26 protein-coding genes are annotated in these 24576 nt (G+C 64.7%); 11 read left to right on the top strand and 15 right to left on the bottom strand.

Translation table 11 applies throughout. The features are described 5' to 3' along the window. Nucleotides 1-10: 10 nt before the first annotated feature. A complete protein-coding gene (yaaA, locus tag IFT60_RS05840; protein ID WP_192050436.1) occupies nt 11-781 on the top strand; it encodes a peroxide stress protein YaaA in 771 nt (256 codons plus the stop codon). 119 nt (nt 782-900) lie between these two features. On the opposite strand, the gene bamD is transcribed toward yaaA, so the two are convergent. Next, nucleotides 901-1737, bottom strand: a complete 837-nt coding sequence (gene bamD / locus IFT60_RS05835) for an outer membrane protein assembly factor BamD (RefSeq protein WP_192050434.1) — start codon at nt 1735-1737, stop codon at nt 901-903. Nucleotides 1738-1801: 64 nt separating this feature from the next. On the opposite strand from bamD, the gene IFT60_RS05830 reads away from it, so the two are divergent. Together IFT60_RS05830 and pgeF are read left to right on the top strand one after the other, a co-directional pair. Continuing rightward, entirely contained in the window at nt 1802-2845 is a 1044-nt protein-coding gene (locus IFT60_RS05830) for an RluA family pseudouridine synthase (protein WP_192050432.1), read from the top strand. Continuing rightward, nucleotides 2845-3621 (top strand): peptidoglycan editing factor PgeF, encoded by a 777-nt coding sequence (pgeF, locus tag IFT60_RS05825; RefSeq protein WP_192050430.1) that lies wholly within the window; start codon nt 2845-2847, stop codon nt 3619-3621. Before IFT60_RS05830 ends, pgeF begins: the two co-directional genes overlap by 1 nt. 15 nt (nt 3622-3636) lie before the next feature. Here the strand turns inward: pgeF and IFT60_RS05820 are convergent, their stop codons facing one another. Then, nucleotides 3637-3915, bottom strand: coding sequence for a hypothetical protein (locus IFT60_RS05820; protein WP_192050428.1), 279 nt, complete (start codon nt 3913-3915; stop codon nt 3637-3639). Nucleotides 3916-3971: 56 nt separating this feature from the next. On the opposite strand from IFT60_RS05820, the gene phaC reads away from it, so the two are divergent. The 5 genes from phaC to IFT60_RS05795 all read left to right on the top strand — a co-directional run bounded on the left by phaC (nt 3972) and on the right by IFT60_RS05795 (nt 9567). After that, entirely contained in the window at nt 3972-5729 is a 1758-nt protein-coding gene (gene phaC / locus IFT60_RS05815) for a class I poly(R)-hydroxyalkanoic acid synthase (protein ID WP_192050426.1), read from the top strand. An 83-nt stretch (nt 5730-5812) separates the two neighbouring features. Continuing rightward, nucleotides 5813-5968 (top strand): hypothetical protein, encoded by a 156-nt coding sequence (locus IFT60_RS05810; RefSeq protein WP_192050424.1) that lies wholly within the window; start codon nt 5813-5815, stop codon nt 5966-5968. A gap of 1 nt (nt 5969) precedes the next feature. Next, nucleotides 5970-6530 (top strand): polyhydroxyalkanoate synthesis repressor PhaR, encoded by a 561-nt coding sequence (gene phaR, locus IFT60_RS05805; protein WP_192050422.1) that lies wholly within the window; start codon nt 5970-5972, stop codon nt 6528-6530. A gap of 381 nt (nt 6531-6911) precedes the next feature. Beyond that, nucleotides 6912-8327 (top strand): 30S ribosomal protein S12 methylthiotransferase RimO, encoded by a 1416-nt coding sequence (rimO, locus tag IFT60_RS05800; protein ID WP_229510707.1) that lies wholly within the window; start codon nt 6912-6914, stop codon nt 8325-8327. A 76-nt stretch (nt 8328-8403) separates the two neighbouring features. Beyond that, nucleotides 8404-9567, top strand: coding sequence for a cystathionine beta-lyase (locus IFT60_RS05795; protein ID WP_192050420.1), 1164 nt, complete (start codon nt 8404-8406; stop codon nt 9565-9567). 215 nt (nt 9568-9782) lie between these two features. Here the strand turns inward: IFT60_RS05795 and IFT60_RS05790 are convergent, their stop codons facing one another. From IFT60_RS05790 to trxC, 3 genes are all read right to left on the bottom strand, one after another. After that, complete coding sequence (locus IFT60_RS05790) at nt 9783-10742, bottom strand: chemotaxis protein (protein ID WP_192050419.1); 960 nt, start codon at nt 10740-10742, stop codon at nt 9783-9785. A gap of 88 nt (nt 10743-10830) precedes the next feature. After that, nucleotides 10831-11193 (bottom strand): DUF4870 family protein, encoded by a 363-nt coding sequence (locus IFT60_RS05785; RefSeq protein ID WP_192050417.1) that lies wholly within the window; start codon nt 11191-11193, stop codon nt 10831-10833. An 87-nt stretch (nt 11194-11280) separates the two neighbouring features. Next, the gene (trxC, locus tag IFT60_RS05780; protein WP_192050415.1) at nt 11281-11715 is read right to left on the bottom strand and encodes a thioredoxin TrxC; all 435 of its coding nucleotides are present in this window, start codon (nt 11713-11715) and stop codon (nt 11281-11283) included. Nucleotides 11716-11862: 147 nt separating this feature from the next. Here trxC and IFT60_RS05775 point away from each other — a divergent pair, with 147 nt between their 5' ends. Genes IFT60_RS05775 through IFT60_RS05765 form a run of 3 tightly spaced genes read left to right on the top strand, consistent with a single transcriptional unit; the run spans nt 11863 to nt 13776 of the window. Then, on the top strand, nt 11863-12615 hold the full coding sequence (locus IFT60_RS05775; RefSeq protein ID WP_192050413.1) for a DUF72 domain-containing protein: 753 nt from the start codon (nt 11863-11865) through the stop codon (nt 12613-12615). Between the two features lie 10 nt (nt 12616-12625). Continuing rightward, nucleotides 12626-13366 (top strand): Mut7-C RNAse domain-containing protein, encoded by a 741-nt coding sequence (locus tag IFT60_RS05770; RefSeq protein WP_192050411.1) that lies wholly within the window; start codon nt 12626-12628, stop codon nt 13364-13366. Beyond that, nucleotides 13363-13776, top strand: a complete 414-nt coding sequence (locus IFT60_RS05765; RefSeq protein WP_374000556.1) for a hypothetical protein — start codon at nt 13363-13365, stop codon at nt 13774-13776. Before IFT60_RS05770 ends, IFT60_RS05765 begins: the two co-directional genes overlap by 4 nt. 142 nt (nt 13777-13918) lie before the next feature. On the opposite strand, the gene IFT60_RS05760 is transcribed toward IFT60_RS05765, so the two are convergent. The 10 genes from IFT60_RS05760 to serB form a co-directional block, all read right to left on the bottom strand. Beyond that, the gene (locus IFT60_RS05760) at nt 13919-14902 is read right to left on the bottom strand and encodes a PEP-CTERM sorting domain-containing protein (protein ID WP_192050408.1); all 984 of its coding nucleotides are present in this window, start codon (nt 14900-14902) and stop codon (nt 13919-13921) included. 261 nt (nt 14903-15163) lie between these two features. Next, complete coding sequence (locus IFT60_RS05755) at nt 15164-15484, bottom strand: hypothetical protein (RefSeq protein ID WP_192050406.1); 321 nt, start codon at nt 15482-15484, stop codon at nt 15164-15166. Between the two features lie 25 nt (nt 15485-15509). Continuing rightward, nucleotides 15510-16421, bottom strand: coding sequence for an EamA family transporter (locus IFT60_RS05750; protein WP_192050404.1), 912 nt, complete (start codon nt 16419-16421; stop codon nt 15510-15512). Nucleotide 16422: 1 nt separating this feature from the next. Further along, nucleotides 16423-17151, bottom strand: coding sequence for an ABC transporter ATP-binding protein (locus tag IFT60_RS05745; RefSeq protein ID WP_192050402.1), 729 nt, complete (start codon nt 17149-17151; stop codon nt 16423-16425). A 9-nt stretch (nt 17152-17160) separates the two neighbouring features. Continuing rightward, nucleotides 17161-19107: a branched-chain amino acid ABC transporter ATP-binding protein/permease gene (locus IFT60_RS05740; RefSeq protein WP_192050400.1), complete on the bottom strand. Its 1947-nt coding sequence runs from the start codon at nt 19105-19107 to the stop codon at nt 17161-17163. A gap of 2 nt (nt 19108-19109) precedes the next feature. Beyond that, on the bottom strand, nt 19110-20000 hold the full coding sequence (locus tag IFT60_RS05735; protein WP_192050398.1) for a branched-chain amino acid ABC transporter permease: 891 nt from the start codon (nt 19998-20000) through the stop codon (nt 19110-19112). Between the two features lie 119 nt (nt 20001-20119). Further along, nucleotides 20120-21277, bottom strand: a complete 1158-nt coding sequence (locus tag IFT60_RS05730; RefSeq protein WP_192050396.1) for an ABC transporter substrate-binding protein — start codon at nt 21275-21277, stop codon at nt 20120-20122. A gap of 269 nt (nt 21278-21546) precedes the next feature. Continuing rightward, nucleotides 21547-21969, bottom strand: coding sequence for a hypothetical protein (locus IFT60_RS05725; protein WP_192050394.1), 423 nt, complete (start codon nt 21967-21969; stop codon nt 21547-21549). 107 nt (nt 21970-22076) lie between these two features. Next, nucleotides 22077-23375 (bottom strand): SGNH/GDSL hydrolase family protein, encoded by a 1299-nt coding sequence (locus tag IFT60_RS05720; RefSeq protein WP_229510706.1) that lies wholly within the window; start codon nt 23373-23375, stop codon nt 22077-22079. Between the two features lie 345 nt (nt 23376-23720). After that, nucleotides 23721-24569 carry a phosphoserine phosphatase SerB gene (gene serB, locus IFT60_RS05715; protein ID WP_192050537.1) on the bottom strand — a complete coding sequence of 283 codons (849 nt, stop codon included), beginning with the start codon at nt 24567-24569 and terminating at the stop codon, nt 23721-23723. Nucleotides 24570-24576: the final 7 nt, after the last annotated feature.

Genomic DNA, 24576 nt, shown 5'->3' with positions numbered 1-24576 from the left:
TTGAGTTTTTATGCTGATTGTATTATCGCCCGCCAAATCGCTCGACCTCGACACCCCCAGCCCGACCCGGCAACACACGCTCCCCGAATTCACCCAGCAGGCCGCCCGGCTCATCGGCGTCTTGCGCGACCTTTCTCCTGGCCAGGTCGGCGACCTGATGCACATTTCGGACCAGTTGGCGACGCTGAACGTCGCGCGCTACGCCACCTGGACACCGGACCATACCGACGGCTACCAGGCGATGATGGCTTTTAATGGCGACGTGTACACCGGCCTCGACGCGCGCAGCCTGGACGCGGCATCGCTGCAATTTGCCCAGCGCCACCTGCGCATCCTGTCCGGGCTGTATGGCTTGCTGCGCCCGCTCGACCTGATGCATCCGTATCGCCTGGAAATGGGCACGAAGCTGGCCACGCCCGCCGGCAAGGACCTCTACACCTTCTGGGGCGAGACGATTACCACTGCCCTGAACGCGCAACTGGCCGCCACGCAATCGTCGGCGCTGGTCAACCTGGCGTCCGAGGAATACTTCAAGTCGGTCAAGCCGAAGCTGCTGGCGGCGCCGGTGATCACGCCGGTGTTCGAGGACTGGAAGAACGGCAAGTACAAGATTATTTCGTTCTACGCCAAACGCGCGCGCGGGATGATGGCGCGGTTTGCGATCGAGCGGGGGATCACGGACGCGGAGGAGTTGAAGGCGTTCGATGTCGATGGCTATGCGTTCGTGCCGGGCGAATCGACCGACAAGAGCTGGCTGTTTCGTCGAAAAGTCGCACTGTAGGGTGGACGGGTCCCCCGTCCACGCGTGACCGCAACGACGCGCATCATCCCGCGTGGACGCAATTCCGGCCACTGGCCGAAATTGCCCCGTCCACCCTACGGTCACCCGGCGCGCAATTATTACATCGCATCCTTCGGCGCCGGCTTCGGCCCCGACTTCGCCCAGAACTGCCACCAGGCCGCATCGCCCTTGGCGTTCGGGTTCAGGAAACGGCTGTTCGGATAGTTCAGGGTGAGCACGCGCTGGGCGTCGTCGCGCAGCGGCAGCATGCCGAGCTTGTCGTAGCTGCGCACCATGATGAACAGCGCTTCCTCGCGCGCCGGGGCGCCGCCGTATTCGGCGACGGCGTTCTGGGCGCGGTTGACGGCGGCGATGTAGGCGCCGCGGCGATAGTAGTAATTCGCCACGTGCACTTCGTACGAGGCCATCGCGTTGATCAGGTAGTTCATGCGCGCGATCGCATCCGGCGCATATTTACTGTTCGGGAAGCGGTCGACCAGGGCCTTGAAGGCGGCAAAGGCTTCGCGCGTCGCTTTCGGATCGCGCTCGGTCGGATCCTGCGAATAGATCACGCTCAGGAAGCCGATCTGGTCGTTGAAGTTGATCAGGCCGCGCAGGTAGTACATGTAGTCGACTTGCGGGTGGTTCGGGTGCAGCTTGATGAAGCGCTCCACCGAGGCCAGGGCTTCGGCCTGGTCCTGCGCCTTGTACTGCGCATAGGCGATTTCCATCTGCGCCTGGGTGGCGTAGGTGCCGAACGGATAATTCGCTTCGAGGCGCTGGAACAACTTGATCGCGGCCTCATAATGGGCGCCGGCCATCTCTTCGCGTGCCTCAGCGTATAATTTCTCCGCTGACCATTTTGCGGTCTCGTCGGACTTTTCAGGCAAGAGCCCGCAGCCCGACAGACCTAGCAGGACACTAGTAGCAACTACCACCAACAGTTTTTTTTGCATAGCTTTTTGCAGAAAAGTTTTACCGAGATTCAACAGACGGCTGATTATAGCCGATGGAACTAACGTGATATTAACTCCTGCGCCGATTTCGGCCGATTTGCCCCCCGACTCGGATTTCGACGACGAGATCGAACTTGACGAAGTTGCCTTCGTTCCCCCGAGCGGCATCGACCTCTCTCCGATCACCCTGCATCTCGACGAGTCCGCCTGCGGCCAGCGTCTCGACAAGGTGGTGGCCGGCCTCGTGCCCCAATTCTCGCGCAGCCGCCTGCAGCTGTGGTTCGACGGCGGCCACGTGCTGGTCGACGGCAAGCCGGCCAAGGGCAAGGGCACGGCCTACGGCGACGAAACCATCGAAGTGCTGCCGCAGCCGGCGCCTGAAGACACCGCCTTCGCACCGGAAGAGATCGCGCTGAACATCGTCTTCGAGGACGAGCACATCCTCGTCATCAACAAGCCGGCCGGCCTGGTCGTGCATCCCGGCGCCGGCAACTGGTCGGGCACGCTGCTCAACGGTTTATTGCACCATGCGCCGCAGCTGGGCTCGGTGCCGCGCGCCGGCATCGTCCACCGCCTCGACAAGGACACCAGCGGCCTGATGGTGGTCGGCAAGACGCTGGCGGCGCAGACCGACCTGGTGCGCCAACTGCAGGCGCGCACCGTCAAGCGCGAATACTTCGCCCTGGTCTGGGGCACGCCGCAACTGTCGGGCACGATCGACGCGCCGATGGGGCGCCACCCGAAAGACCGCGTCAAGATGGCGGTCTCGACCAGCCTGGGCGCCAAGCCGGCGATCACCCACTACACCCGCGTGGCCGAAGGCATGCTCGACCGCCGTCCGGTCAGCCTGGTGCAGTGCCGCCTGGAAACCGGCCGCACGCACCAGATCCGCGTGCACATGCTCTCGATCGGCTTCGGCCTGGTGGGCGACTCGGTCTACGGCAAGACGCACCTGAGCCCGGTGTTTCACCGCCAGGCGCTGCAGGCGCGCCGCCTCGGCCTGGTGCATCCGCATACGGGCGAGCAATGCGAATGGGTCGTGCCGCTGGCGGCCGACTTCGCCGAGCTGATCGCCAAGGCCGGCATTCCCGAGCCTGAAGCGGCCTGATGTTGCCGGGCGATCTCGTCGTTCCCGACTGGCCGGATGCGCCGGCCAGCATCGGCGCGCTGGCGACGACGCGCCGTGGCGGCGTCTCCACCGGACCTTACGACGATGGCCGCGGGGGCGGCGGGCTGAACCTCGGCCTGCACGTGAACGACGACCCGGCCGCCGTCGCCGCCAACCGCGCCCGCCTGCAGGCATTGCTGCCTGGCCGTCCAGCCTGGATCGCGCAGGTGCATGGCGCCGACGTGGTCGACGCCGCCACGGTCGGCCTCGACCAGCCGGTGCGGGTCGGGGACGCCAGCATCGCCACCACGCCTGGCGTGGTATGCGCCATCCTCACCGCCGACTGCCTGCCGGTGCTGTTCGCCGACCGCGCGGGCAGGGTGGTGGGCGCTGCCCACGCCGGCTGGCGCGGGCTGGCCGGCGGCGTGCTGGGGCAGACGGTTGCCGCCATGCGCGCGGCCGGCGCCGCCGAGATCACGGCATGGATGGGGCCGGCGATCGGCCCGCAAGCCTTCGAGGTGGGGCAGGACGTGTTCGACAGTTTTGCCGCCGCATTGCCGGGCGTCGACGTCGGCTTCGCCTTCGTGCCGCGCTCTGGGCACCAGGGCAAGTACCTCGCCGACATGTTCGCGCTGGCGCGCCTGATGCTGGCGCGGGATGGCGTCGCCAGCGTTGCGGGCGGTGCGCACTGCACCCATACCGAAGCCGACCGTTTCTATTCCTACCGTCGTGATGGGGTCACGGGACGTCAGGCGAGTTTGATCTGGCTCAAGTAGCAGATTCCGGCTTCATCAATACTTTTTAGCTTTCGTGGCGTCGTCGGTGGTGGCCTGTGCATTTTCTGCAACAGCCGCTCCATCCGCGGCGCTCGCCTCTGCCGCCTGCCGGGCCACGGTCGCGGCGCGCAGCGCGCGGTGCGCCTGACGCCGCTTTCCTCCGGTGATGTAAAAAAGTATAGACAGGGGTATCATGCAGTACAGAAGAAACGTCATCAGTCCCGCGATGAACGACGTTTCGGTCGCTGCCATCAGGATGACGACATAGCTCCAGCCGATTGCAACGATCCACATGCTGTCTCTCCAAATCCAAAGCTTCATCTTAAAGCCCAATCTTAACGGACGCCGATATGAATATGCCCGACCCTCAAGCTTTCGCCGCCACCTGGATGAACCAGCTGGCCAACCCGTCAGCCTGGCAGGAGTGGACAAAATTACCCGCCATGGGCGGCCTCGGCACGGCCATGCCGTCCAATCCGCTGGCCGGCGTGTTCAAGGATTTCAACGTCACCATTGCCCCCGCGCGCATGGACGCGCTGCGCCAGGATTACCTGCAGAAAGCCGGGCAGTTGTGGCAGGACTTCATGTCAGGCAAGACGCCGGCCCTGCACGACAAGCGTTTTTCCGGTTCCGAGTGGAGCGCGACGCCGTTCGCGGCATTCACCGCCGCGTCCTACCTGCTCAACGGTGAATTCATGATGGCGCTGGCCGAGGCCGTCGAAGGCGGCGCGCGCGAGCGCCAGAAGATCCGCTTCGCGGTGCAGCAAATGGTCGACGCCATGTCGCCGGCCAATTTCCTGGCCACGAATCCGGAAGCGCAGGCCAAGCTCATCGAGACCAAGGGCGAAAGCCTGACCAAGGGCTTGCAGAACATGCTGGAAGACATGCGCAAGGGCCGCATTTCCCAGACCGACGAGTCGGCCTTCGAAGTCGGCAAGAACGTCGGCACCACGCCGGGCGAGGTGGTCTACGAGAACGAGCTGTTCCAGCTGATCCAGTACAGCCCGACGACGCCGACGGTGCGCGCCGTGCCGCTCTTGATGATCCCGCCCTGCATCAACAAGTTCTACATCCTCGACCTGCAGCCGGAAAACTCGGTGGTGCGGTATACCGTCGAGCAGGGCAATACCGTGTTCATGGTGTCGTGGCGCAATCCAGACCAGTCGATGGCCAACCTGACCTGGGACGACTACGTCGAACGCGGCGCCATCGAGGCGCTGAAAGTGACGCGCGCCATCACCGGCCAGGACAAGGTGCACGTGTTCGGTTTCTGCGTCGGCGGCACGATCGCGGCCACCGCACTGGCGGTGCTGGCCGCGCGCGGGCAGCAGCCGGCCGCCAGCCTGTCGCTGCTGACGACCTTGCTCGATTTTTCCGACACCGGCGTGCTCGAAGTCTTCATCGACGACACCCAGGTGGCGAAGCACGAGGCCAAGCTGGGCAAGGGCGGCATCCTGCCCGGTGGCGACCTGGCAACCACGTTCTCGGCGCTGCGTCCGAACGACCTGGTATGGAACTACGTCCAGCAAAACTACCTGAAGGGCAAGGTGCCGCCGGCGTTCGACTTGCTGTACTGGAATGCCGACAGCACCAACCTGCCGGGACCGATGTTCTGCTGGTACCTGCGCAATACCTATCTCGAAGACAAGCTGAAAGTACCGGGCGCGCTGACGGTCTGCGGCGTCAAGGTCGACCTCGGCAGCATCGATGCCCCGGTCTTCATCTACGGCTCGAAGGAAGACCACATCGTGCCATGGCCGGCCGCGTTCGCATCAAACGGGCTGCTGAACCCGAAGAAGCCGCAAGCGAACCGCTTCGTACTGGGCGCTTCCGGCCACATCGCCGGCGTCATCAACCCGGCCTCGAAGGGCAAGCGCAGCTATTGGGTGAACGATGGCGCCAGCGAGAAAAAAGGCCGCAAGGCGGCGTTGACGCCCGACGAATGGTTTGCCGGCGCGACTGAAAACAAAGGCAGCTGGTGGCCGGAATGGGCGCGCTTCCTGAAAGAACATGGCGGCGACGAGGTGCCGGCGCCAACCCAGGCCGGCAACGCGCAATACCAGCCGACCGAACCGGCGCCCGGCCGTTACGTGAAGGCGCGTGCGTAGCAATGGCAGGAGGGCAGGGTCCGCTTGTGGAGCCTTGCTTTATGCATCTTGCTTTGAAATAAATTCAGTAGCAAAAGCGATAATTGCTGCACCTGCGCATCGAACGTGGTATTTTTATTCGGTTTGTCCCGTCCGGCAACATCTGGGCGGGACAGGAACTCGCCGCCGGCGATCCGGAGAATTTTTCTACAATCTTTGCAGCGCGCTGCCCACAAGGCGGGCGCATCAATGGAACTTGAGATGAGTAGTGCAAAAAACAGTACTGAACGCCTGATCAAGAAATACCCGAACCGTCGTCTCTACGACACCCAGACCAGTTCCTACATCACCCTGACGGACGTGAAGCAACTGGTCCTCGACGCCGACGAGTTCACGGTGGTCGACGCCAAGACGAACGAAGACCTGACCCGGGCGATCCTGTTGCAGATCATCCTGGAGGAGGAAGCGAACGGCGCGCCGATGTTTTCGAGCGCGGTGCTGTCCCAGATCATCCGCTACTACGGCCATGCGATGCAGGGCATGATGGGTTCCTACCTGGAAAAGAACGTCCAGGCGTTTACCGACATTCAGAACAAGTTCACCAGCAACGCCGCCGGCGCCCTCGAAGGCAAGCCCTTCAGCCCGGAAATGTGGACCCAGTTCATGAACGTCCAGGGCCCGATGATGCAGGGCATGATGAACAACTACATCGACCAGAGCAAGAACCTGTTCATGCAGATGCAGGAGCAGATGCAGAACCAGAGCAAGGTGCTGTTCAGCGCGTTTCCGTTTCCGCCGACGACGCCGACGGACAAGAAGTAATCCTGGTTGTCGTTCGACGAATGCCCGGCCGTGTGCCGGGCATTTGTTTTTGGGCTGTGCATACGTGCGTTGAACGCGTGGGCGGGGGGACCCGCCCACCTTACTGGTCTGCTCCGCGTTCCCAAATCCTGTCGATACCGATGATCATGGACGTAAGGTGGGCGGGTCCCCCGCACACGCGTCGATAGGCAACCTGCGCCTGACCGCCGCGCGTGCTGGTGACCACGGAATTGCCAACCCGACAAATCCCCGCGTTTTCAAGCTGCCAACGCCGTTGCACAACCGCCCGCACGACCTCCCAAAACCACCCCCGCGGTTCTCCTGAAACCGCGCTTCCTGTACAATCGCGGATTGCCCAGAACTTTCCCCAGCCTCCTGCCCATGCTCGAACTCCGCCGCAATCCCGTCCCCGCCGCCAACCTTGAAGTTCCCGGCGCTGCCCCAGCCGCCGCACCCAAGGTCGGTTTCGTCTCGCTCGGCTGCCCCAAAGCGCTGGTCGACTCGGAACAGATCCTGACCCAGCTGCGCGCCGAGGGCTACCAGACCGCCAAGTCGTACGCCGGCGCGGACCTGGTGATCGTCAACACTTGCGGCTTCATCGACGCCGCGGTACAGGAATCGCTCGACGCCATCGGCGAAGCGCTGGCCGAAAACGGCAAAGTGATCGTCACCGGCTGCCTGGGTGCGAAGAAGGATGCGTCGGGCGACGACATCATCACCAAAGTCCACCCGAAGGTGCTGGCCGTGACCGGTCCGCACGCGATGGCCGAAGTCATGGAATCGGTGCACCTGCACCTGCCGAAGCCGCACGACCCGTTCATCGACCTGATGCCGGACCACGGCGTGAAACTCACGCCGAAGCATTACGCCTACCTGAAGATTTCCGAGGGCTGCAACCACCGCTGCAGCTTCTGCATCATTCCGTCGATGCGCGGCGACCTGGTCTCGCGCCCGATCCACGAAGTGCTGATCGAAGCCGAGAACCTGTTCAAGGCCGGCGTCAAGGAACTGCTGGTGATCTCGCAGGATACGAGTGCCTATGGCGTCGACGTGAAATTCCGTACCGGTTTCTGGAACGGCCGCCCGATCAAGACCCACATGACGCAACTGACCGAAGCCCTCGGCCAGCTGGCGCGCCAGTACGACGCCTGGGTGCGCCTGCACTACGTCTACCCGTACCCGCACGTTGACCAGGTCATCCCGCTGATGGGCGACGGCCACGTGCTGCCTTACCTCGACATCCCGATGCAGCACGCCCACCCGGACGTGTTGAAGCGCATGAAGCGCCCTGCCAGCGGCGAAAAGAACCTGGACCGCATCCTGGCCTGGCGCAAGATGAACCCGGACCTGACGATCCGCTCGACCTTCATCGCCGGCTTCCCGGGCGAGACCGAAGCCGAGTTCGAATACCTGCTCGACTTCCTGCGCGAAGCGCAGATCGACCGCCTGGGCTGCTTCGCCTACTCGCCGGTCGAAGGCGCCACCGCCAACGAACTGGCCAACCCGGTCCCGCAAGAAGTACGCGAAGAACGCCGCGCGCGCGTCATGCTGCTGCAGGAAGAAATCTCGATGAAGCGCCTGCAGGCGAAAGTCGGCAAGACCATCCGCGTGCTGATCGACGAAGCCGGTCCGCGCGAAGCCATCGGCCGCTCGAGCGCGGATGCGCCGGAAATCGACGGCGTCGTCCACATCAAGCGTCCGCTGATGGGCGCCAAGTCGAAGCTGGCTGTCGGCCAGTTCGTCGACGTGGTGGTCACGAAAGCCGACGCTCACGACCTGTGGGCCACCTTGGCATAATCTGCTTTTGTAGGGTGGGCACTTGTGCCCACGCGGTCTAGCACGTTTGAAATCCAATGATGTTGGAAATGGCACCATGACGAAGAAGTCCCTCCAGACACAGCTCATCCACACGGATTACGTCGCGCCGGAAGGCTTCGACGCCTTTCCACCCGCCATCCACCACGCCTCGACCGTGCTGTTCAAGAACGCCGCGGCAATGCGCTCGGGCGAGTGGAAAGAGAAGAACGCCTACACCTACGGCCTGCACGGCACGCCCACCACCTTCACACTGGAAGCGCGCCTGGCCGAAATCGAAGGCGGCGCGCACTGCCTGCTGGCGCCCTCGGGCCTGGCGGCGATCGCGATGGTCGACTTCGCACTGCTGAAAAGCGGCGACGACGTCCTGCTGCCGGATAACGTCTACAACCCGAACCGCGAACTGGGGCGCTGGCTGTCGAACGACTTCGGCATCACGGCGCGCTATTACGATCCGCTGGTCGGCGCCGGCATTGCGGACCTGATCCAGCCGAACACGAAATTGATCTGGACCGAGGCGCCGGGATCGGTATCGATGGAAGTGCCCGACCTGCCGGCCATCTGCGCCGCCGCCAGGGCGCGCGGCGTGCTGGTCGCGCTGGACAATACCTGGTCGGCCGGCCTGGCGCTGCGCGGCTTCGACCTCGGCGTCGACATCATCATGCAGGCACTGACCAAGTACCAGTCCGGCGGCTCGGACGTGCTGATGGGCGCCGTCATCACGCGCGAGCGCGCCGTGCACGACAAGCTGGCCATGGCGCACATGCGCCTGGGGCAGGGCGTCAGCGCCGACGACGCCTATCTCGTGATGCGCGGCCTGCCCAGCATGAAGCTGCGCTTCGAAGCACATGACGCAGGTGCGCGCACCGTCGCTGCCTGGCTGAAAACGCGTCCCGAAATCACGCGCGTGCTGCACCCGGCGTTCGCCGACTGCCCGGGCCACGCCACCTGGAAGCGCGATTTCTCCGGCGCTGGTGGCCTGTTCTCGGTGATCTTCGACGAGCGCTATACGGAAGAGCAGGTCGACCGCTTCGTCGATTCGCTGGCGCTGTTCGGCCTCGGTTACAGCTGGGGCGGCGCCAACAGCCTGGTGATGCCTTACCGGATGTCGACCATTCGGCGCGACTGGCAGGGCAAGGGGCTGCTGGTGCGTTTCAATATCGGGCTGGAAGATACGGTCGACCTGATTGCGGATATTGAGCAGGGATTGGGCAAGTTGTAATCTGACTGCGCGAGGCTTTTCGACTCGCACACGTGCGTAACGCGTGGGCTCGGGAGCCCACCCTACGTTACGCGACGGCCAACGACGGTGGTGCACCGTAGGGCGGGCACCCGTGCCCACGCGTACGTGCCTCTCCAGATTCTCCACACGAACCTATCGCACAAACAAAAACGCCGCGAATCATCGCGGCGTTTTGACATTCGCTTTCAAGAACCTTACTGCTTCAACACCCGCCGCAAAGTCCCCGACAAATCCTCCGCCGAAAACTTCGCCACATACGCATCCGCCCCGACATTCTTGACGTGTTCTTCGTTCGTCGTCCCCGACAGAGACGAATGAATCACCACCGGCAAATTCGCAAACCGTGGATGCTTCTTGACGTTGCGGGTCAGCGTAAATCCATCCATCTCCGGCATCTCGAGGTCGGTCAGCACCAGCGCCACGCGGTCGTAGACGCTCTTGCCCTCGGTCTCGGCCGCGTTGGCGATCGTGTTCAACTGGTCCCAGCATTCCTTGCCGCTCTTGGTCATGATGAAGGGCAGGCCCATCGCGTCGAGCCCCTGTTCGATCAGGGCGCGCGCGACCACCGAATCGTCGGCCGCCAGGATCACCGACCCTGGCTTGATCTGGATGCGGGCGCCCACCGTCTGCTGGCTGATCTCGGGCGCGGCATCCGGATTCATGTTGCGCAGGATGGTTTCGACGTCGAGCACCTGGGCCAGGCGGCCCGGCGCACCGTTCTCGCCCTCGAGGCGGGCGATGCTGGTCACCATGCCGCTGCCAGCGCTCTTCTCGGCCGACATCACCTGGCTCCAGTCCAGGCGCACGATCTCTTCGACGCTCTCGACCGCGAAGGCTTGCGTGGTGCGCGCAAATTCGGTCACCAGCATGATGTTCAGGCCGGTCTTGGGAATGACGCCGGCGATCGCCGGCAAGTCCAGTACCTGGATGATCTGGCCGCGCAGGTTGACGACGCCCAGCACGTGCGGCGGCGAACCGGCCACCGCCGTGATCTGGGGCATCGCCACGATCTCGCGGATCTTGAAGACGTTGATGCCAAACAGTTCGCTGCGCTCGCCGTGCTCGTCCCCGCCAAGACGGAACAGCAGCAATTCGAACTTGTTGCTGCCCGTCAGGTTGCTGCGCTCGTCGACTTCCTGCTGTACCGATTTCATATCTTGTCCTGAATAGTTGGAGCGCCAGTGATGGTGCCGTCAGGAAAGTATTCTAGCCTTGAACATGCCGGAAAGCGCCAAACAATCGTTAGCCAGGCATCGGTTTATTGCTGTTCAGATCCAAAAAACCACGAATTAGACGATAAGCTTTCCACAGCACGGCGAGGAAGAACACCAGCCATGCCACCAGCAGGCCAATAATGGTAAAGACCAGGAACCAGCCGACTGCGCACCATAGCACGTAGTACCAGAAGGACCGGATCATCCAGCTATGGTGGCTACGGATCAGCACGCTGTCAGTATCGTTGCGCTTGAGGTAATTAACGATCAGCGGCAAGAATGAGAGCGTTCCAAGCGAAAGCAGCAGGGTAGCGCCATGGACCAGGTACAGAATGCGAACGAATTGTTTCGCGTCCTCGGTTGCGCTATCCAAAACAAGTTGTTGCGACATACATGGCTCCTTACGGGACGACCCCGCCTGGCTAGCATTGTAGCAGCGGTGCGTGGTATTTTCGCTAACGTTGCCTGACGTGTCTGCTCACAGCTTCGACTGCACCCAGGCGACGATGTTACCCGCATCCATCGCCCCCGCCTGGCGCGCCACTTCGCGCCCGCCGCGGAACAGCGCCAGCGTCGGAATGCTGCGGATGCCGAACTGCGCCGACAGCTCCTGCGCACGCTCGGTATCGACCTTCAGCAGGCGCACGCGCGGCTCGAGCCGGGCTGCGGCCTGCAGGTAGGCCGGCGCCATCATCTTGCACGGACCGCACCACTCGGCCCAGAAGTCGATGAGTACCGGGATGTCGTTGCGGCCGATGTGCTTGTTGAAGCGTGCCGTATCGACGTCGAGCGGGCGGCCATTGAAAAGCGGGGCGGCGCATTTGCCGCAAACCGGCTTGTCGGCGAGGCGGGCCTGCTCCAGGCGGTTGACGGCGTCGCAGGCGGGGCAGACGATGTGGAGCGAGTCGGTCATGGAAAGTCCCTTCAAGTAAACGATATCGATATTGTAAGACGGACGCGCCGTGTGCGCGGCGCGCGCTTCGCTCGCCAAAAGCTCAACCATGCGCCCCGCCGCCCGGCGCAGGCGTACAATCGGAGAACTTTACTTGCAATACAGTCAATGAAAAAACAGAGCAACGCCGCCGCCCCGCTGATCGGTTGCGCCGGCTGGAACATTCCCAAAGAAGCGGCCGCAGCCTTCCCTGAAGCGGGCAGCCACCTCGAGCGCTACGCGGCCGTGTTTCCGGTGGTGGAAATCAATTCGTCTTTCTACAAGCCGCACCGGCCCCAGACCTACGCGCGCTGGGCCGAGAGCGTGCCAGAAGGCTTTCGCTTTTCGGTGAAGGTGCCGCGCGCGATCACGCACGATGCGGCGATGCGCGACATCGACGAGTTGTTGGCGCGCTTCGCCGGCGAGGTCGGCGAACTGAAGGAGAAGCTGGGCTGCCTGCTGGTGCAGTACCCGCCCAAGCTCGGCTTTCATGACGAGACCGCGCGCGAATTCTTCATGAAGCTGGAGGACACCTTCGGCTGCATGATCGCCTGCGAAGGGCGCCATCCGAGCTGGTTCAGCGACATCGCCACCGAGGTGCTGCGCGAACGCAAGGTGACGCGCGTGATCGCCGACCCGGCCGCCGGCCAGCCGGGGCCGCACGTGCCGACCACAAGCGACATCTACCTGCGCCTGCACGGCGCACCGCGCATCTATTACTCGTCCTATACGCAGGAATACCTGGACGCGCTGGTGCGCGACCTGGGCGTGCACAGCGCGGCCGGGCGCCAGGTCTGGTGCATCTTCGATAACACGGCGGCTGGCGAAGCGGTGCCGAATGCGCTCGACGTGTTGCTTGCCTGCGGCGGCGTGACCGCGTGAGTGGTCCGCCATGGTCACGGCCACCTTCCGTTTTCACGAAGAGCTGAACGACTTCCTGTCGCGCGAACGGCGCGAGCGGGCCTTTGCGACAGATTGCGCGCGCGCCGCCACGGCCAAGCACATGATCGAGGCGCTGGGCGTGCCGCATACCGAAGTCGGTCACCTGCTGGTGAATGGCGAACCAGGGAGTTTTGACCGGCTACTGGAAGAGGGCGACACGGTGGCGGCCTATCCGCAGCGCGCGGATCACGGCGCGCCGCACCGTTTCGTGGCCGACGCCCATCTCGGCGCCCTGGCGCGCCTGCTGCGCATGGCCGGCTTCGACACGCTCTACGACAACGCCTATCAGGACGAAGAGATCGTCGCCATCGCCGGCCGCGAAGGGCGCACCGTCCTCACGCGCGACCGCGAACTGCTCAAGCGGCGCGAGCTCGAACATGGCTGCTACCTGCACGCGATCGCACCGCAGGCGCAGTTGCGCGAACTGTCCGGGCGGCTCGTGCTGGCGCCGCTGGCGCGCCCGTTCACGCGCTGCCTGCACTGCAACCTGCCGCTGCGGCCCGTCGCCAAGGCCGAGGTGCTCGCGCGCCTGCCGGAATCCGTGCGCCTGACCCACGACGCATTCACTACCTGCGACGCCTGCGCCCGCGTGTTCTGGAAAGGCTCGCACCACACGCGGATGCTGGCGATGCTGGGCGGCGCGATTGGGCTAGAATCGTCGCTATCTTCCCTTGCGAGCGACAACGCGTGACCGCTTCCTTGCCCCTGCTGTCGTTTCCGGTCCGTGCCGAGTGTCCGCCCGGCGCCTGCGTTTGCGGGCGCGAGCGCCTGATCCTCGATCCGGACGGCGACGTGCGGCCGCTGGCGATCGACCGCAAGCAGGAGCAGCGGCTGATCGAACGCATCGAACGAATCGACAGCTACGCCGACCTGCGCCACGTGCAGGAACTGATCCGCAAGAACATCGGCGCCGAGCTGCGCATCGAACCAGGACCGAAGGAAGTGCGCACGCTGCGCGGCATCATCATCGTGCTCGAGGAAAAGCCGGGCCTGTGCAAGAAGGTGCGCCAGTCGGTGCCCGCGGCGGTGCGCAAGCGCCTGGAGGCCAAGCCGGAGATTGCATATGCGATCCTCGACGCCGGCAACCTGTTCGGTGTCTAGGTTTGCCCGAACATCGTAGGGTGGGCACTCGTGCCCACGCGGTCTACCGGATTATCGATCGAAACGCATTTTCGACCAGCATACGCTGCACCGCGTGGGCACAAAGTGCCCACCCTACAGTACGCCACAGGTAATCGCACAGTCAGCGTACTAGGCGTCCTCTACGCAACCCCAGCATCGCCGCCAGCGCGATCGCCGCCAGCCACAGCGTGCCCGGCTCGGGCACGTCGGCCGGAGGCGGCGGCAAGTCCAGTGGCGGATTCGGCGGCGGCGCCGGCTGGCCCGGATCGGGTTGCGGAACGAGCGGGGCCGGATCGGGCGGGACGTTCACCCAGCCCGACAGCGGTGGCGGCGCGGCGAAGGTAAGCAGCGGCGGCTGCGGCGTCTCGTCGCTTTGCGGCGGCACGCCCGGCCAGCCGAACGCGGGCCAGGGCAGGCCCGGCGGACGCTCCAGGGCGAGCGGCGGGTTGGCGCGGCGCGGGTCGGCGGGAACCGGATCGTCGCTGTCGGGCCAGACCGGCCGGAACGCCTGGCCCGGCAGGTCCGGCTGGTCCCTCACCGGTACCGGCGCATCGACATAGCTGATCTCGCCTTCCGTTTCGATGCCATGGCCGTCGACCACCTTGTCGAGCGACTCCGGACTGGGGCCATGCGCTTCGACCGGAAAGCGCGGCACGTCCGAAATGCGGTTCGCGCAGCGGGCGCGCATGTCGTTGTGGCCATCCGTGAGCAGGGTTTCGCCGGCTTTCAGCATCGTCTTTTTGGCCGTCCAGTACACGGTGTCGCCCTTGCGGTAGGAAACGTGGACCGCGCGCGGCGCCGCCACCGTGACCGCGCGCGCACGCTGCACGTCGAACCCGGCATAGTGGGCGGCGACGACTCGGTCGTTACGGATGGCCTGCGCCAGTTCGGCCCCGTTCGCCGCACCGCCGGGCACCACCGAATAGCGGTACACGCGACGCGCCGGCACCACGTCCGAACCCGTTGCCACAAGCTTTTCCTGCGCGGCCGGCGCGGCGGCGACAGGTGTGCTTTCCGGGACCATTGCCAGGGAGACGGCATACGCCGCCGCACATGCCGCGATGGCGGCGAATGCACCGGCGACCAAACGTCGGCGGAAGCGCATACGTTGCTGGATACGGACGGCAGACGGGTAAGAACGTTGCATGGATGGTGCGGCGTAGGAGAGGTCCTACAGGGTAAGGCAGGGGAAACAGTTAATCCATCACCAATCGTTAAAATCGGCAATTCTTGTTGTTTCGCTATGGAAATTGTGGGGAAAACGCGACGAAAGAGTGATTAATATTGACGAAGAGAAATTAGGGATGCTATGGAAAAATATTGTGTGGAGAGCGCGGCTGCACCAGCAGAACGCACCTGGGCATCATCAAATCTTCATCAAATACTTCAGCACGAAACCGGCGATCAACAGTCCCGCCATTGCCAGCGACAGCGCGCCGTGCAAGGCATCCGAGCCGACCGACACCTCGCGCGTCATCTCGGCCTTGCTGATCTTGGCCACGCGCGTCAGGACGACCGGACGCAGCAGGCCCTGGATGCCGAGCGTGATCAGGCCGAGGCCGATCAGGGTCTCGCCAACCAGGCCCTGTTTCAGCCCGCTCCAGACACCCGCGCTGCCGAGGATGGTCCCGAACAGGAACCAGAAGATGCGGGAGCCGGGGTAACGCGAGAATTTGGAAGTGTCCATAAGATGGGCTGCGGTGAAAGACGCATTATAGCCGCGCAGCGGCGGGGACTCGCGGTTTCAGGATGACCAGCGCCAGCGACGCCACCACCAGCACGATGCCCGCCCACTGCCAACCTGTGACGACCTCGCCCAGCCCCAGCATGCCGGCGGCGATGCCCACCGGCGGCACCGCGAGACTGAACGGCGCGACCCGGTTCGCCGGATGGCGTTTCAACAGGCCCGTCCACATCGCATACCCGAGGATGGTCGCGAACCAGCCGAGGTAGGCCATCGAGGCCCAGGCGGTAGCGGAAACGGCGCGCCAGTCCCAGCCCGTGGCCGGCGGATCGAAGGCGAGCGAGAGCAGCAGGAAGGGCAGGATCGGCACCATGCTGCTCCACACCATGAACGGCAAGACGTCGAACTGCGGGGTGTCGCGCTGGGCGATGCGCACGACGATGTTCGAAGCGGCCCACATCGCGGCGGACGCCACGCTCAGCAGGAAACCCGTGAGTGTCACCGCCGAGCCGCGGCCGAGCGCGTCGACGCACAGGCAGGCCAGGCCGAGGGCGGCGATGCCCATGGCCGCCTGCAGCCTGGCGCCAACCGGCTCCTTCAAGATCGCCCACGCGAACAGCGCCGTGAAAAACACCTGCATCTGCAGCATCACCGGGGCCAGCGAGGCCGACATCCCTTCGCGCAGCGCCAGGAACAATAAACCGAACTGGCCGACGCCCTGGAACAGGCCGTACAGGATGACCCAGCGAATGCTTAACTTCGGCGGGCGCACGAATAGCAGCAGGGGCACCAGCGCGAACAGGTAGCGCCCGGCGCCGAGCTGGAAAGGCGTCACCTCGCGCAGGCCCAGCTTCATGGCGACGAAGTTGGTGCCCCAAACCACGACGACGCACAGGGCGGCGGCGTAGTCGCGGCCTTGCAGGGCGCCGGAGTCGGCCATATCAATGTGCGTGCCCGCCGCCCAGGTAAGCCGCCACCACCTTCGGATCGTTCTTGAGGCTCTCGGCCGCGCCATGCACCGAAATCCGGCCATTTTCCAGCACGTAGCCGTAGTCGGCCACGTTCAGGGCGGCGGCCGCGAACTGCTCGACCAGCAGCATGGTCACGCCTTCGGATTTCAAACGCGTGATGATGCGGAACACCTCTTCGACCAGGATCGGCGCCAGGCCCATCGACGGTTCGTCGAGCAGCACCACGTCCGGATTGAGCATCACCGCGCGCGCCATCGCCAGCATCTGCTGCTCGCCGCCGGACAGCGTCCCCGCCAGCTGGTTGCGCCGTTCCTTCAGGCGCGGGAACAGGTCCATCGCCTTGTCGAGGTCGCGCTGGACGTCGCCTTTCGGGCGCGCGCGGGTGAAGCGCGGAAAGGCGCCCAGCAGCAAATTGTCGGTCACGCTCATGGTGGCGAACACGCGCCGGCCTTCCGGCGAGTGGGCCAGACCCGCGCGCGCGATGCGGTGCGAGTCGAGGCCGGTGATGTCCTTGTCGGCGAGCGTGATGCTGCCGGCTTTCGGCTTGATCATGCCCGAGATGGCGCGCATGGTGGTGGTCTTGCCGGCGCCGTTCGAGCCGATCAGGGTGACCAGCTTGCCTTGCGGGACTTCCAGCGAGATGCCGTGCAGGACCTGCACCTTGCCGTAGGCCGCTTCCAGGTTCTGGATCTTTAACATGCTGTCTCCTTAATGGGTAGCGGTTGCAGGCGCTTCGCTGGCGCCGCCCAGGTAGGCTTCGATCACCTTCGGGTCGGCCTGCACGGCGGCAGGCAGCCCCTCGGCGATCTTCTGGCCGAAGTCGAGCACGGTGACCGTGTCCGAGATCGACATCACGACGTCCATGTGGTGCTCGATCAGGATGATCGTGATGCCGTGGTCGCGGATCTTGCGGATGATCGCCATCAGCTCGCGGATGTCGGGCGCGGTCAGGCCGGCGGCCGGTTCGTCGAGCAGCAGCAGTTGCGGGTTCAGGCCGAGCGCGCGGCCGATCTCCAGCAGTCGCTGCTTGCCATAGGGGAGGTTGCGCGCTTCCTCGTCGGCCAGGTCGGACAGGCCCACGAATTCCAGGATGGCGGCTGCGCGCCTTCGCGCCGCCGCTTCCTCGCGGCGCTGGCGCGGGGTCGCCACCATGGCGTCGAACACGGTCGAGCGGAAGGTGTGGTGCAGGCCGACCAGCACGTTTTCGGTGGCGGTCATCTCGCCGAACAGCTGCACGTTCTGGAAGGTGCGCGCGATGCCGCCCAGCGCGATCTGCGACGGCGTGCGCCCGCCGATCGGCTGGCCGGCGAAGACGACGCCGCCCGCGGTCGGCTTGTAGATGCCGGTCAGGACGTTCATCATCGTGCTCTTGCCCGAGCCGTTCGGTCCGATCAGGCCGTGCACCGAACCGCGCGCCACGTGCAGGTCGACCTGGTTCAGGGCTTTCAGGCCGCCGAACTGCATCAGGATCTGCTCGGCGCGCAGCAGGTCGCCGCCCGCCGTGCCCTTGGCGACGCCTTCGAAGGCATCGGTGGCGGCGTCGCGTCCGACCGCGCGCACGTGTTCCTTGCGCCGGCCCAGCAGCTGGCGGAAGAAGCCGACGATCCCATCCTGCAGGTAGTAGACGACGAACAGCGTCATCAGGCCGAAGATGGTCAGGCGCCAGTCGACCATGTTCTCGATCCGGTACGACCAGAACGCCAGGCCGATGGTGGCGACCACCGGCACCAGCACCTTGCGCGGCGTCGAGCGGGCTTTTGCCAGCGCCAGCGCCGCGCCGATCACGCCCAGCACGGCCGCGGCCACCGCGATCCGGCGGAACAGCGCGATGTCGGACAACAGGCTGGGGAGCATGACGACGATGATCGCACCGAGGATGACGCCGGTACGGGTCTTGCGCCCGCCCATGATCACGGCCAGCAGGAACAGGATCGTCAGTTCGAAGTTGTAGGTATTCGGCGAGATGTACTGCTCCGAATACGCATACAGGCTGCCCGCCAGGCCGGCGAAACCGGCGCTGATGACGAACGCGTACACCTTGTAGCGGTACACCGACACGCCCATGCAGTCCGACGCGATCGGGCTGTCGCGCAGCGCTTCGAAGGCGCGTCCGATGTTCGATTTCAGCAGGCGGTGCACGAGCACCAGCGACAGCACCATGAACACGGCGACCATGTAGTAGTACTCGGTCTCGCTCAGCTCCTTGCCCAGCAGGTGGGGCTTGGGCACCGTGATGCCCATCGGGCCTTCGGTGAGGAAGGTCATCTCGTTGATCAGGATTTGCACGATGGTGCCGAAGGCCAGCGTGACCATGGCCAGGTAGGGGCCGGTCACGCGCAGCGCCGGCAGCGCCAGCACCGCGCCGAACAGGGCGGTGATGCCGATGCTGGCCGGGATGGCGAGGAACCAGGGCGCGCCCAGCTTCATCACCAGCACGCCGGTGACGTAGGAGCCGACGCCGAACAGGCCGGCGTGGCCGAGCGAGACCTGGCCGGTGTAGCCGACCACGATGTCGAGGCCGAACAGCAGGATCGCGTAGATCAGGATGGTTTCGGCCAGGTGGATGTAGTACGGGTTGGTGAACACGTGCGGGAACGCGGCCAGCACGACCAGGCCCAGCACGCTGGCGATCAGGAGCGGTTTCGATCTGGTCATGGTCATACCTTCTTGATCGCGGCCTTGCCGAACAGGCCCGACGGCTTGATCGCCAATACCAGCAACAGCAGGATCAGGCCCGGCACTTCCTTGTAGCCGGTCGAGATGTAGTAGCCGGTGGCGACTTCGGCAATGCCCAGGATCAGGCCGCCGACGATCGCGCCCAGGCCCGAGGTCAGTCCGCCGATGATGGCGACCGCAAAGGCTTTCAGGCCGAGCGAAGCGCCCATGGTGGCGCTGGTGAGCGTCAGCGGCGCGATCAGGGCGCCGGCAAAGGCGGCCGTGGCCGAGGAAAGCGCATATGAGAAGGTGATCACGCGGCCCGTGTTAATGCCCATCAGGCCGGCGGCGTCGCGGTCGTTCGAAGTGGCCACCACCGCCTTGCCGTAGATCGACTTGCGGTTGAAGACTTCGACCGCCAGCATGATGGCGAGCGCGCCGACGATGACCGCCACCTGCATCGGCTGCACGTTGGCGCCCATGAACTGGAACGGCGTCGAGGACAGCGGCGACGGGAAGGGCAGCACGTCCTTGCCCCAGATGTTCTCGGCCACGTTCTTGAAGATGATGGCCAGCGCGATGGTCGACATGATCCAGCCGAATTCGGACTTGATCTTGATGGCCGGGCGCACGCCGATCCATTCGACGAACATGCCCTGCAGCGCGCCGAACATGATCACCAGCGGGATCATCATCCAGTAGCTCATGTAGGGGCCGCCGTGGACGCCGCCGACGAACGACAGGCCGACCAGGGCGCCCAGCATGAGCGCTTCGCCCTGGCCGAAATTGAGGGTGCCGGACGTGGCGAAGGTAAGTTGATAGCCGAACGCGACGACGGCATAGATCATGCCGAGCGCGATACCGCTGAAGACGAGCTGCAGAAGGATATCCATGTTTTTCACCTCGAGGAAGCGGCGGCCGTCGGCGATGACGGCGGGCGCCCCCGGTCAACAAGAAAATGGCCAGCCCGGATCAACCCGACTGGCCACGAACAGCGTGCTGTCGCGCTGCCTTACTTGGCGTGGACCACGCGGCCGCCGCGCACTTCGCCGAACACGGTGTTGTTGAAGTTGATCGCTTCGTGGTCGGTCTTGGTGTACGGCTTGTCGTAGGTGGTGACGACGCCTTCAACCTTGGTATTCAAATTTTCCAGTGCGGCGACGATCTTCGGTCCTTCTGTGGAATTGGCCTGCTTCATGGCCGCGGCCAGCAGGTAGATCGAGTCATAGCCCTGGGCGGCGGAGACGGCCGACGGCATGCGCCCGCCCGGCGGGTTGTAGGCTTTGACGTAGGCGTCGATGAAGGCCTTGCGCTTCGGCGTGTTCGGCTCCTGGATGAAGGTTTGCGGCATGCGCGTGCCTTCGCCGTTCTTGCCGGCGTTGTCGACGAAGTTCGCCATCGACAGCGTCCAGCTGCCGACCATCGGCACTTTCCAGCCCAGCTTTTCCATGCCGTTGGCGATCTGCGCCAACTCGGGGCCGATGCCGTAGGTGAGCACCGCTTCGGCGCCGGCCTGCTTGGCTTTCAACAGCTGCGAGGTCATGTCGACGTCCTGCAGGTTGTATTTTTCGACGGCGACCGGCTTGACGCCTTTCTTCTCGAGCGCCTTTTCCAGGTCGGCGCGCCCCAGCTGGCCGTAGTTGGTCGAGTCGGCCAGGATCGCGACCTTCTTGAAGCCGCGGCGGGTGATGGCCTCGTCGACGATCATCTGCGACTGGATCTGGTCGCTGGCCGAATTGCGGAACACGAAGTTCATCGGCTGGGTGGCGAATTGCTGGGTGATGATCGAGCCGGTGGCGACGTTGTTCATCACCGGGATCTGCGCCTGCTGGTAAAAGCGCTGCGAGGCCTGGGCGACGCCGGTGTTGATGTAGCCGACGGTGGCGACGACGCGTTCCTTGTTGATCAGCTCCTGGGCGATCTGCACGCCGCGTTCGTTCTTCGCTTCGTCGTCGCGTTCGATCAGCTGGATCTTGCGGCCGAGGACGCCGCCGGCGGCATTGATCTCGTTCACGGCCAGCTTGACGCCGTCACGCATCGACACGCCCATCGGCGCCGAGCCGCCGGTGAAGGGGCCGGACACGCCGATCTTGATCGGCTCCTGCGCCATGCCGGACATCGAAAAACCCAGTGCTACTCCTGCAACCAATGCCTTCAACTTGAAATTCATTGCTGTCTCCGTAGTATGTTTTTTGATCGTGCCGGGACCGGAAATCGCCCATTCAGGTGCCATCGACCAACTCATTGTAGGTTAGCAATTGGCCATCAGCAATCGATTGCTATGACGCATTGCACAATGCTACAAACATAAGACTACGTAAGAAATCAGTAAGAAAAACAGCGTATAAAGCCGCAAAAAAAAGGCCGCACAATCTGTGCGGCCTTTCTGTCGTGATGCAGGTTTGCGGCAGCGCGGCGGCTGCCGCAGCTGCAGTTGCTTCAACGACGGCGGTAACCGCCGCCATAGTGCCTGCCACCACCGCGGTGATGATGACCCCAGCTCTGGCCGAAGCTGAAACCGAGGCCGATCGAGACCGGCGGATAATAGTAGGGCTCGTACACCGGCGCACCATAGACGGGAGCGCCGTACACCGGGGCGCCATACACGGGCGTGCCATACACCGGACGGCCGGCGACGACCGGGGCCGGGTTGGTGACGACGGTCGAGCTGGTGACGACCCCGGCGTCGCCCGCGCGTTCACCGGTACCGAGCGGCACCGGCGTGACGGAGACGACTTGCCAGCCATTCGGATCGTTTGGCTGGACGGCGGCGCGGGTGCCGTAGTTGGCCGGGCCCGGACCCGGCGTGGCGCAGCCGGCCAGGGCGGCCAGCGAAGCAAAAGCAAGAATGAGTTTTTTCATGACGGTCCTCCTGATAACGCCATGATAGTTTTACCGCGTCTATTTTGGCGCGGAATTACTGTTTGTTACACCTGCGCTCGTTTCGATACGATGGGCGCTCATTGACACTAACTGAGCCGCTCGGCGGTGACGTTACCGCCCGCGATAAAGGGCGCTAGCGGCATCGCATTCGCAATCGCCTGGTAGCCGGCGTCGCTCGGATGCAGGTGGTCGCCGCTGTCGTAGGCGGGCAGGACGCGCGTCGGCCGCGCCGGATCGCGCAGGGCCGCCTCGACGTCGAGCAGGGCGTCGAATTCGCCACTGGCGCGCATCCAGTCGTTGACCGCGCGGCGCACCCGTTCTCGCGCAGCCGTGTAGTAGACGAAGCCTTCGAAAGGCGGCAGGGTGGCGCCGATGATGGTGATGTCGCGCGCGCCGGCGCGCGAGATCAGCTGGCGGTAGCCGGCGATCAGGTCGCCCGCCGGGATCGGGTTCGAACCCGGGCTGTAGCAGATGTCGTTGATGCCGATAAAGGCGACCAGGAAGCGCGCGCCGCTGGTGGCGAGCACGTCGCGATCGAAGCGCTCGAGCGCGGCGTAGCCGGCGAGCAGGGCGTTCGGGTAGTCCGTCAACAGCGAATTGCCGCTGATCCCGCGGTTGACGACGCCAATGCGTCCCGCCGCACCCAGCGAGGCCTGCAGGCGCCGCGCCAGATAATCGGGCCAGCGGCGGTTGGCGTTGCCGGTGCTGCCCTGGCCGTCGGTGATCGAGTCGCCCAGCGCCACCAGGCAGGGGGCGGCCACGTTGACGTCGACCGCGCTGAGAAAAGGCCAGGACGAGAGCGTGCGCGACACCGGCATCGATACCGCGGAGGTATAGTCGCCGCCGGTCGAGACATAGCTGCTCTGGAGCGCGACGTTATGCAGCGTGGTGCCCTGCGCGCTGCCGGACAGGTACAGGCTGATGGCGAGGTCGGCCTGGGCCGGCACCACCAGGTCGAGCGCGTCGGAGATGGCGGGCGCCCGCGCCGGAATCGTGACCGAAGTCGCGCCGCCGAAGCGCAGCTCGCGCAGGGTCCCCTGGGTCACCGCCGCGCCGCTGCTGCGCAGGGCGATGCTGGCGGCGCCGATGCGCAGCGGCGCCGACCCCATTTCATTTGACACGCGGATGCGCACCCGGCTGCCGCCGATGCTGGCGCGCACGATCAGGCGCAGTGTCTGGTTCGAATAGGTCTGGATGCTGCCGGAGGGCGGCGGCCCGGTCGGCGCCGCGCCCCAGGTGCCACACCAGCGCACACCGCTGCCGCTCTGCGCGTGCGCCGGCAAGGCCGGCACGGCAAGCGAGGCCGCCAGCAAGGGGCCGGTTGCCAGAAAGGAGCGCCGGCTCGCGCCGGTGTCGATGGACGCGGGGGGCGAAACGTTGTTCATGATCATGCTCCGACAGGCAAGTTGGCGAAACCGGCAGCGCCATACATGTGGGATGGCGCAGGGACCAATCTAGCGCCGGGAAGGTTTGCGGTTCAAGGGATGCACGACAGGGTTTTTGCGCGAGCGCAGAAACAGAAGAGAATTGCCTTGGGGTTTAGCAATTGTTTGTTTGATTCAATGCTTTGGGGAAGAATTGGAGCAGGCGTGATGCGGGCGTATTGCGGCCGTTTCGGCGGGCATGCCCGCCCTACGGTGCACTACCGTTCGTTGCAAGTTCATGAGACCGTGGCGTAACGTAGGGCGGGCATGCCCGCCGGGAACGCCGCGCCGTGTTGGCGCTCGACCTCAGCCCAACACCGCCAGCACCCCATCCAACCCACTGAAATTGAGCGCCACGTCCGCCTGCGCGCGTACCACCGGCTTGGCCCGAAACGCCACCGACAGCCCGCCGATGCCCATCATCTTGAGGTCGTTGGCCCCATCGCCCATCACGATCGCGCGCGACGTCGGCACGCCCAGCTCGTCGCACACGCGCTGCACGGTGCGCATCTTTTCCTCGGCGTCGACGATGCCGCCCACCACGCGCCCGGTCAGGCGGCCGTCCTCGATCTCGAGCACGTTGGCATGCGTGTAGTCCAGGCCCAGGCGCGCCTTGAGACGGTCGGTGAAGAAGGTAAAACCGCCCGACACCAGCAGGGTCTTGAGGCCCGCCGCCCGCACCGCGGCGAGCATGGTCTCGGCTCCCGGCGACAGGCGCAGGCGCTCCTCGTACACGCGCTCGAGCGCAGCCGCGTCGAGGCCTGCGAGCAGGGCCACGCGCCGCGTCAGGCTGGCCGCGAAATCGAGTTCGCCGCGCATCGCCGCTTCGGTGATTTCCGAGACCTGGGCTTTGAGGCCCTGCATGTCCGCGATCTCGTCGATGCATTCGATCGTGATCAGGGTCGAGTCCATGTCCATCGCCACCAGGGAAAAATCGGCGAGGGTGCGCCCGGCCTCGATGACGGTGGCGTCGACCTGCGCCGCCAGCGCCGCCGCCTGCACGGCCGCGACGACTTCCGGGGTGGCGGCGACATCCTCGCAGCGCAGCGCCGTTGCCGAGAGTACCGTCACGCGCACCGGGGCGGCGAGGACGGCGATTGCCCGTAATTGATTCGCCGCCGCGTGCGGGCCTTGCAAAACCAGATTCGTCACGATTGTTGCC

It is taken from the genome of Massilia sp. CFBP 13721, assembly GCF_014842025.1.
Lineage (GTDB): Bacteria > Pseudomonadota > Gammaproteobacteria > Burkholderiales > Burkholderiaceae_D > Telluria.
The sequence above is the reverse complement of the archived record's forward strand: the minus strand, read 5'-3'. Positions and strand labels throughout refer to the sequence as shown.

Bases quoted from the DNA above. Each gene is read 5' to 3' on its own strand.
- yaaA (WP_192050436.1), top strand. From the start codon at position 11: ATGCTGATTGTATTATCGCCCGCCAAATCGCTCGACCTCGACACCCCC.
- bamD (WP_192050434.1), bottom strand. From the start codon at position 1,737: ATGCAAAAAAAACTGTTGGTGGTAGTTGCTACTAGTGTCCTGCTAGGT.
- pgeF (WP_192050430.1), top strand. From the start codon at position 2,845: ATGTTGCCGGGCGATCTCGTCGTTCCCGACTGGCCGGATGCGCCGGCC.
- IFT60_RS05820 (WP_192050428.1), bottom strand. From the start codon at position 3,915: ATGTGGATCGTTGCAATCGGCTGGAGCTATGTCGTCATCCTGATGGCA.
- phaC (WP_192050426.1), top strand. From the start codon at position 3,972: ATGAATATGCCCGACCCTCAAGCTTTCGCCGCCACCTGGATGAACCAG.
- phaR (WP_192050422.1), top strand. From the start codon at position 5,970: ATGAGTAGTGCAAAAAACAGTACTGAACGCCTGATCAAGAAATACCCG.
- rimO (WP_229510707.1), top strand. From the start codon at position 6,912: ATGCTCGAACTCCGCCGCAATCCCGTCCCCGCCGCCAACCTTGAAGTT.
- IFT60_RS05795 (WP_192050420.1), top strand. From the start codon at position 8,404: ATGACGAAGAAGTCCCTCCAGACACAGCTCATCCACACGGATTACGTC.
- IFT60_RS05790 (WP_192050419.1), bottom strand. From the start codon at position 10,742: ATGAAATCGGTACAGCAGGAAGTCGACGAGCGCAGCAACCTGACGGGC.
- IFT60_RS05785 (WP_192050417.1), bottom strand. From the start codon at position 11,193: ATGTCGCAACAACTTGTTTTGGATAGCGCAACCGAGGACGCGAAACAA.
- trxC (WP_192050415.1), bottom strand. From the start codon at position 11,715: ATGACCGACTCGCTCCACATCGTCTGCCCCGCCTGCGACGCCGTCAAC.
- IFT60_RS05775 (WP_192050413.1), top strand. From the start codon at position 11,863: ATGAAAAAACAGAGCAACGCCGCCGCCCCGCTGATCGGTTGCGCCGGC.
- IFT60_RS05770 (WP_192050411.1), top strand. From the start codon at position 12,626: ATGGTCACGGCCACCTTCCGTTTTCACGAAGAGCTGAACGACTTCCTG.
- IFT60_RS05760 (WP_192050408.1), bottom strand. From the start codon at position 14,902: ATGCGCTTCCGCCGACGTTTGGTCGCCGGTGCATTCGCCGCCATCGCG.
- IFT60_RS05755 (WP_192050406.1), bottom strand. From the start codon at position 15,484: ATGGACACTTCCAAATTCTCGCGTTACCCCGGCTCCCGCATCTTCTGG.
- IFT60_RS05750 (WP_192050404.1), bottom strand. From the start codon at position 16,421: ATGGCCGACTCCGGCGCCCTGCAAGGCCGCGACTACGCCGCCGCCCTG.
- IFT60_RS05745 (WP_192050402.1), bottom strand. From the start codon at position 17,151: ATGTTAAAGATCCAGAACCTGGAAGCGGCCTACGGCAAGGTGCAGGTC.
- IFT60_RS05740 (WP_192050400.1), bottom strand. From the start codon at position 19,107: ATGACCAGATCGAAACCGCTCCTGATCGCCAGCGTGCTGGGCCTGGTC.
- IFT60_RS05735 (WP_192050398.1), bottom strand. From the start codon at position 20,000: ATGGATATCCTTCTGCAGCTCGTCTTCAGCGGTATCGCGCTCGGCATG.
- IFT60_RS05730 (WP_192050396.1), bottom strand. From the start codon at position 21,277: ATGAATTTCAAGTTGAAGGCATTGGTTGCAGGAGTAGCACTGGGTTTT.
- IFT60_RS05725 (WP_192050394.1), bottom strand. From the start codon at position 21,969: ATGAAAAAACTCATTCTTGCTTTTGCTTCGCTGGCCGCCCTGGCCGGC.
- IFT60_RS05720 (WP_229510706.1), bottom strand. From the start codon at position 23,375: ATGAACAACGTTTCGCCCCCCGCGTCCATCGACACCGGCGCGAGCCGG.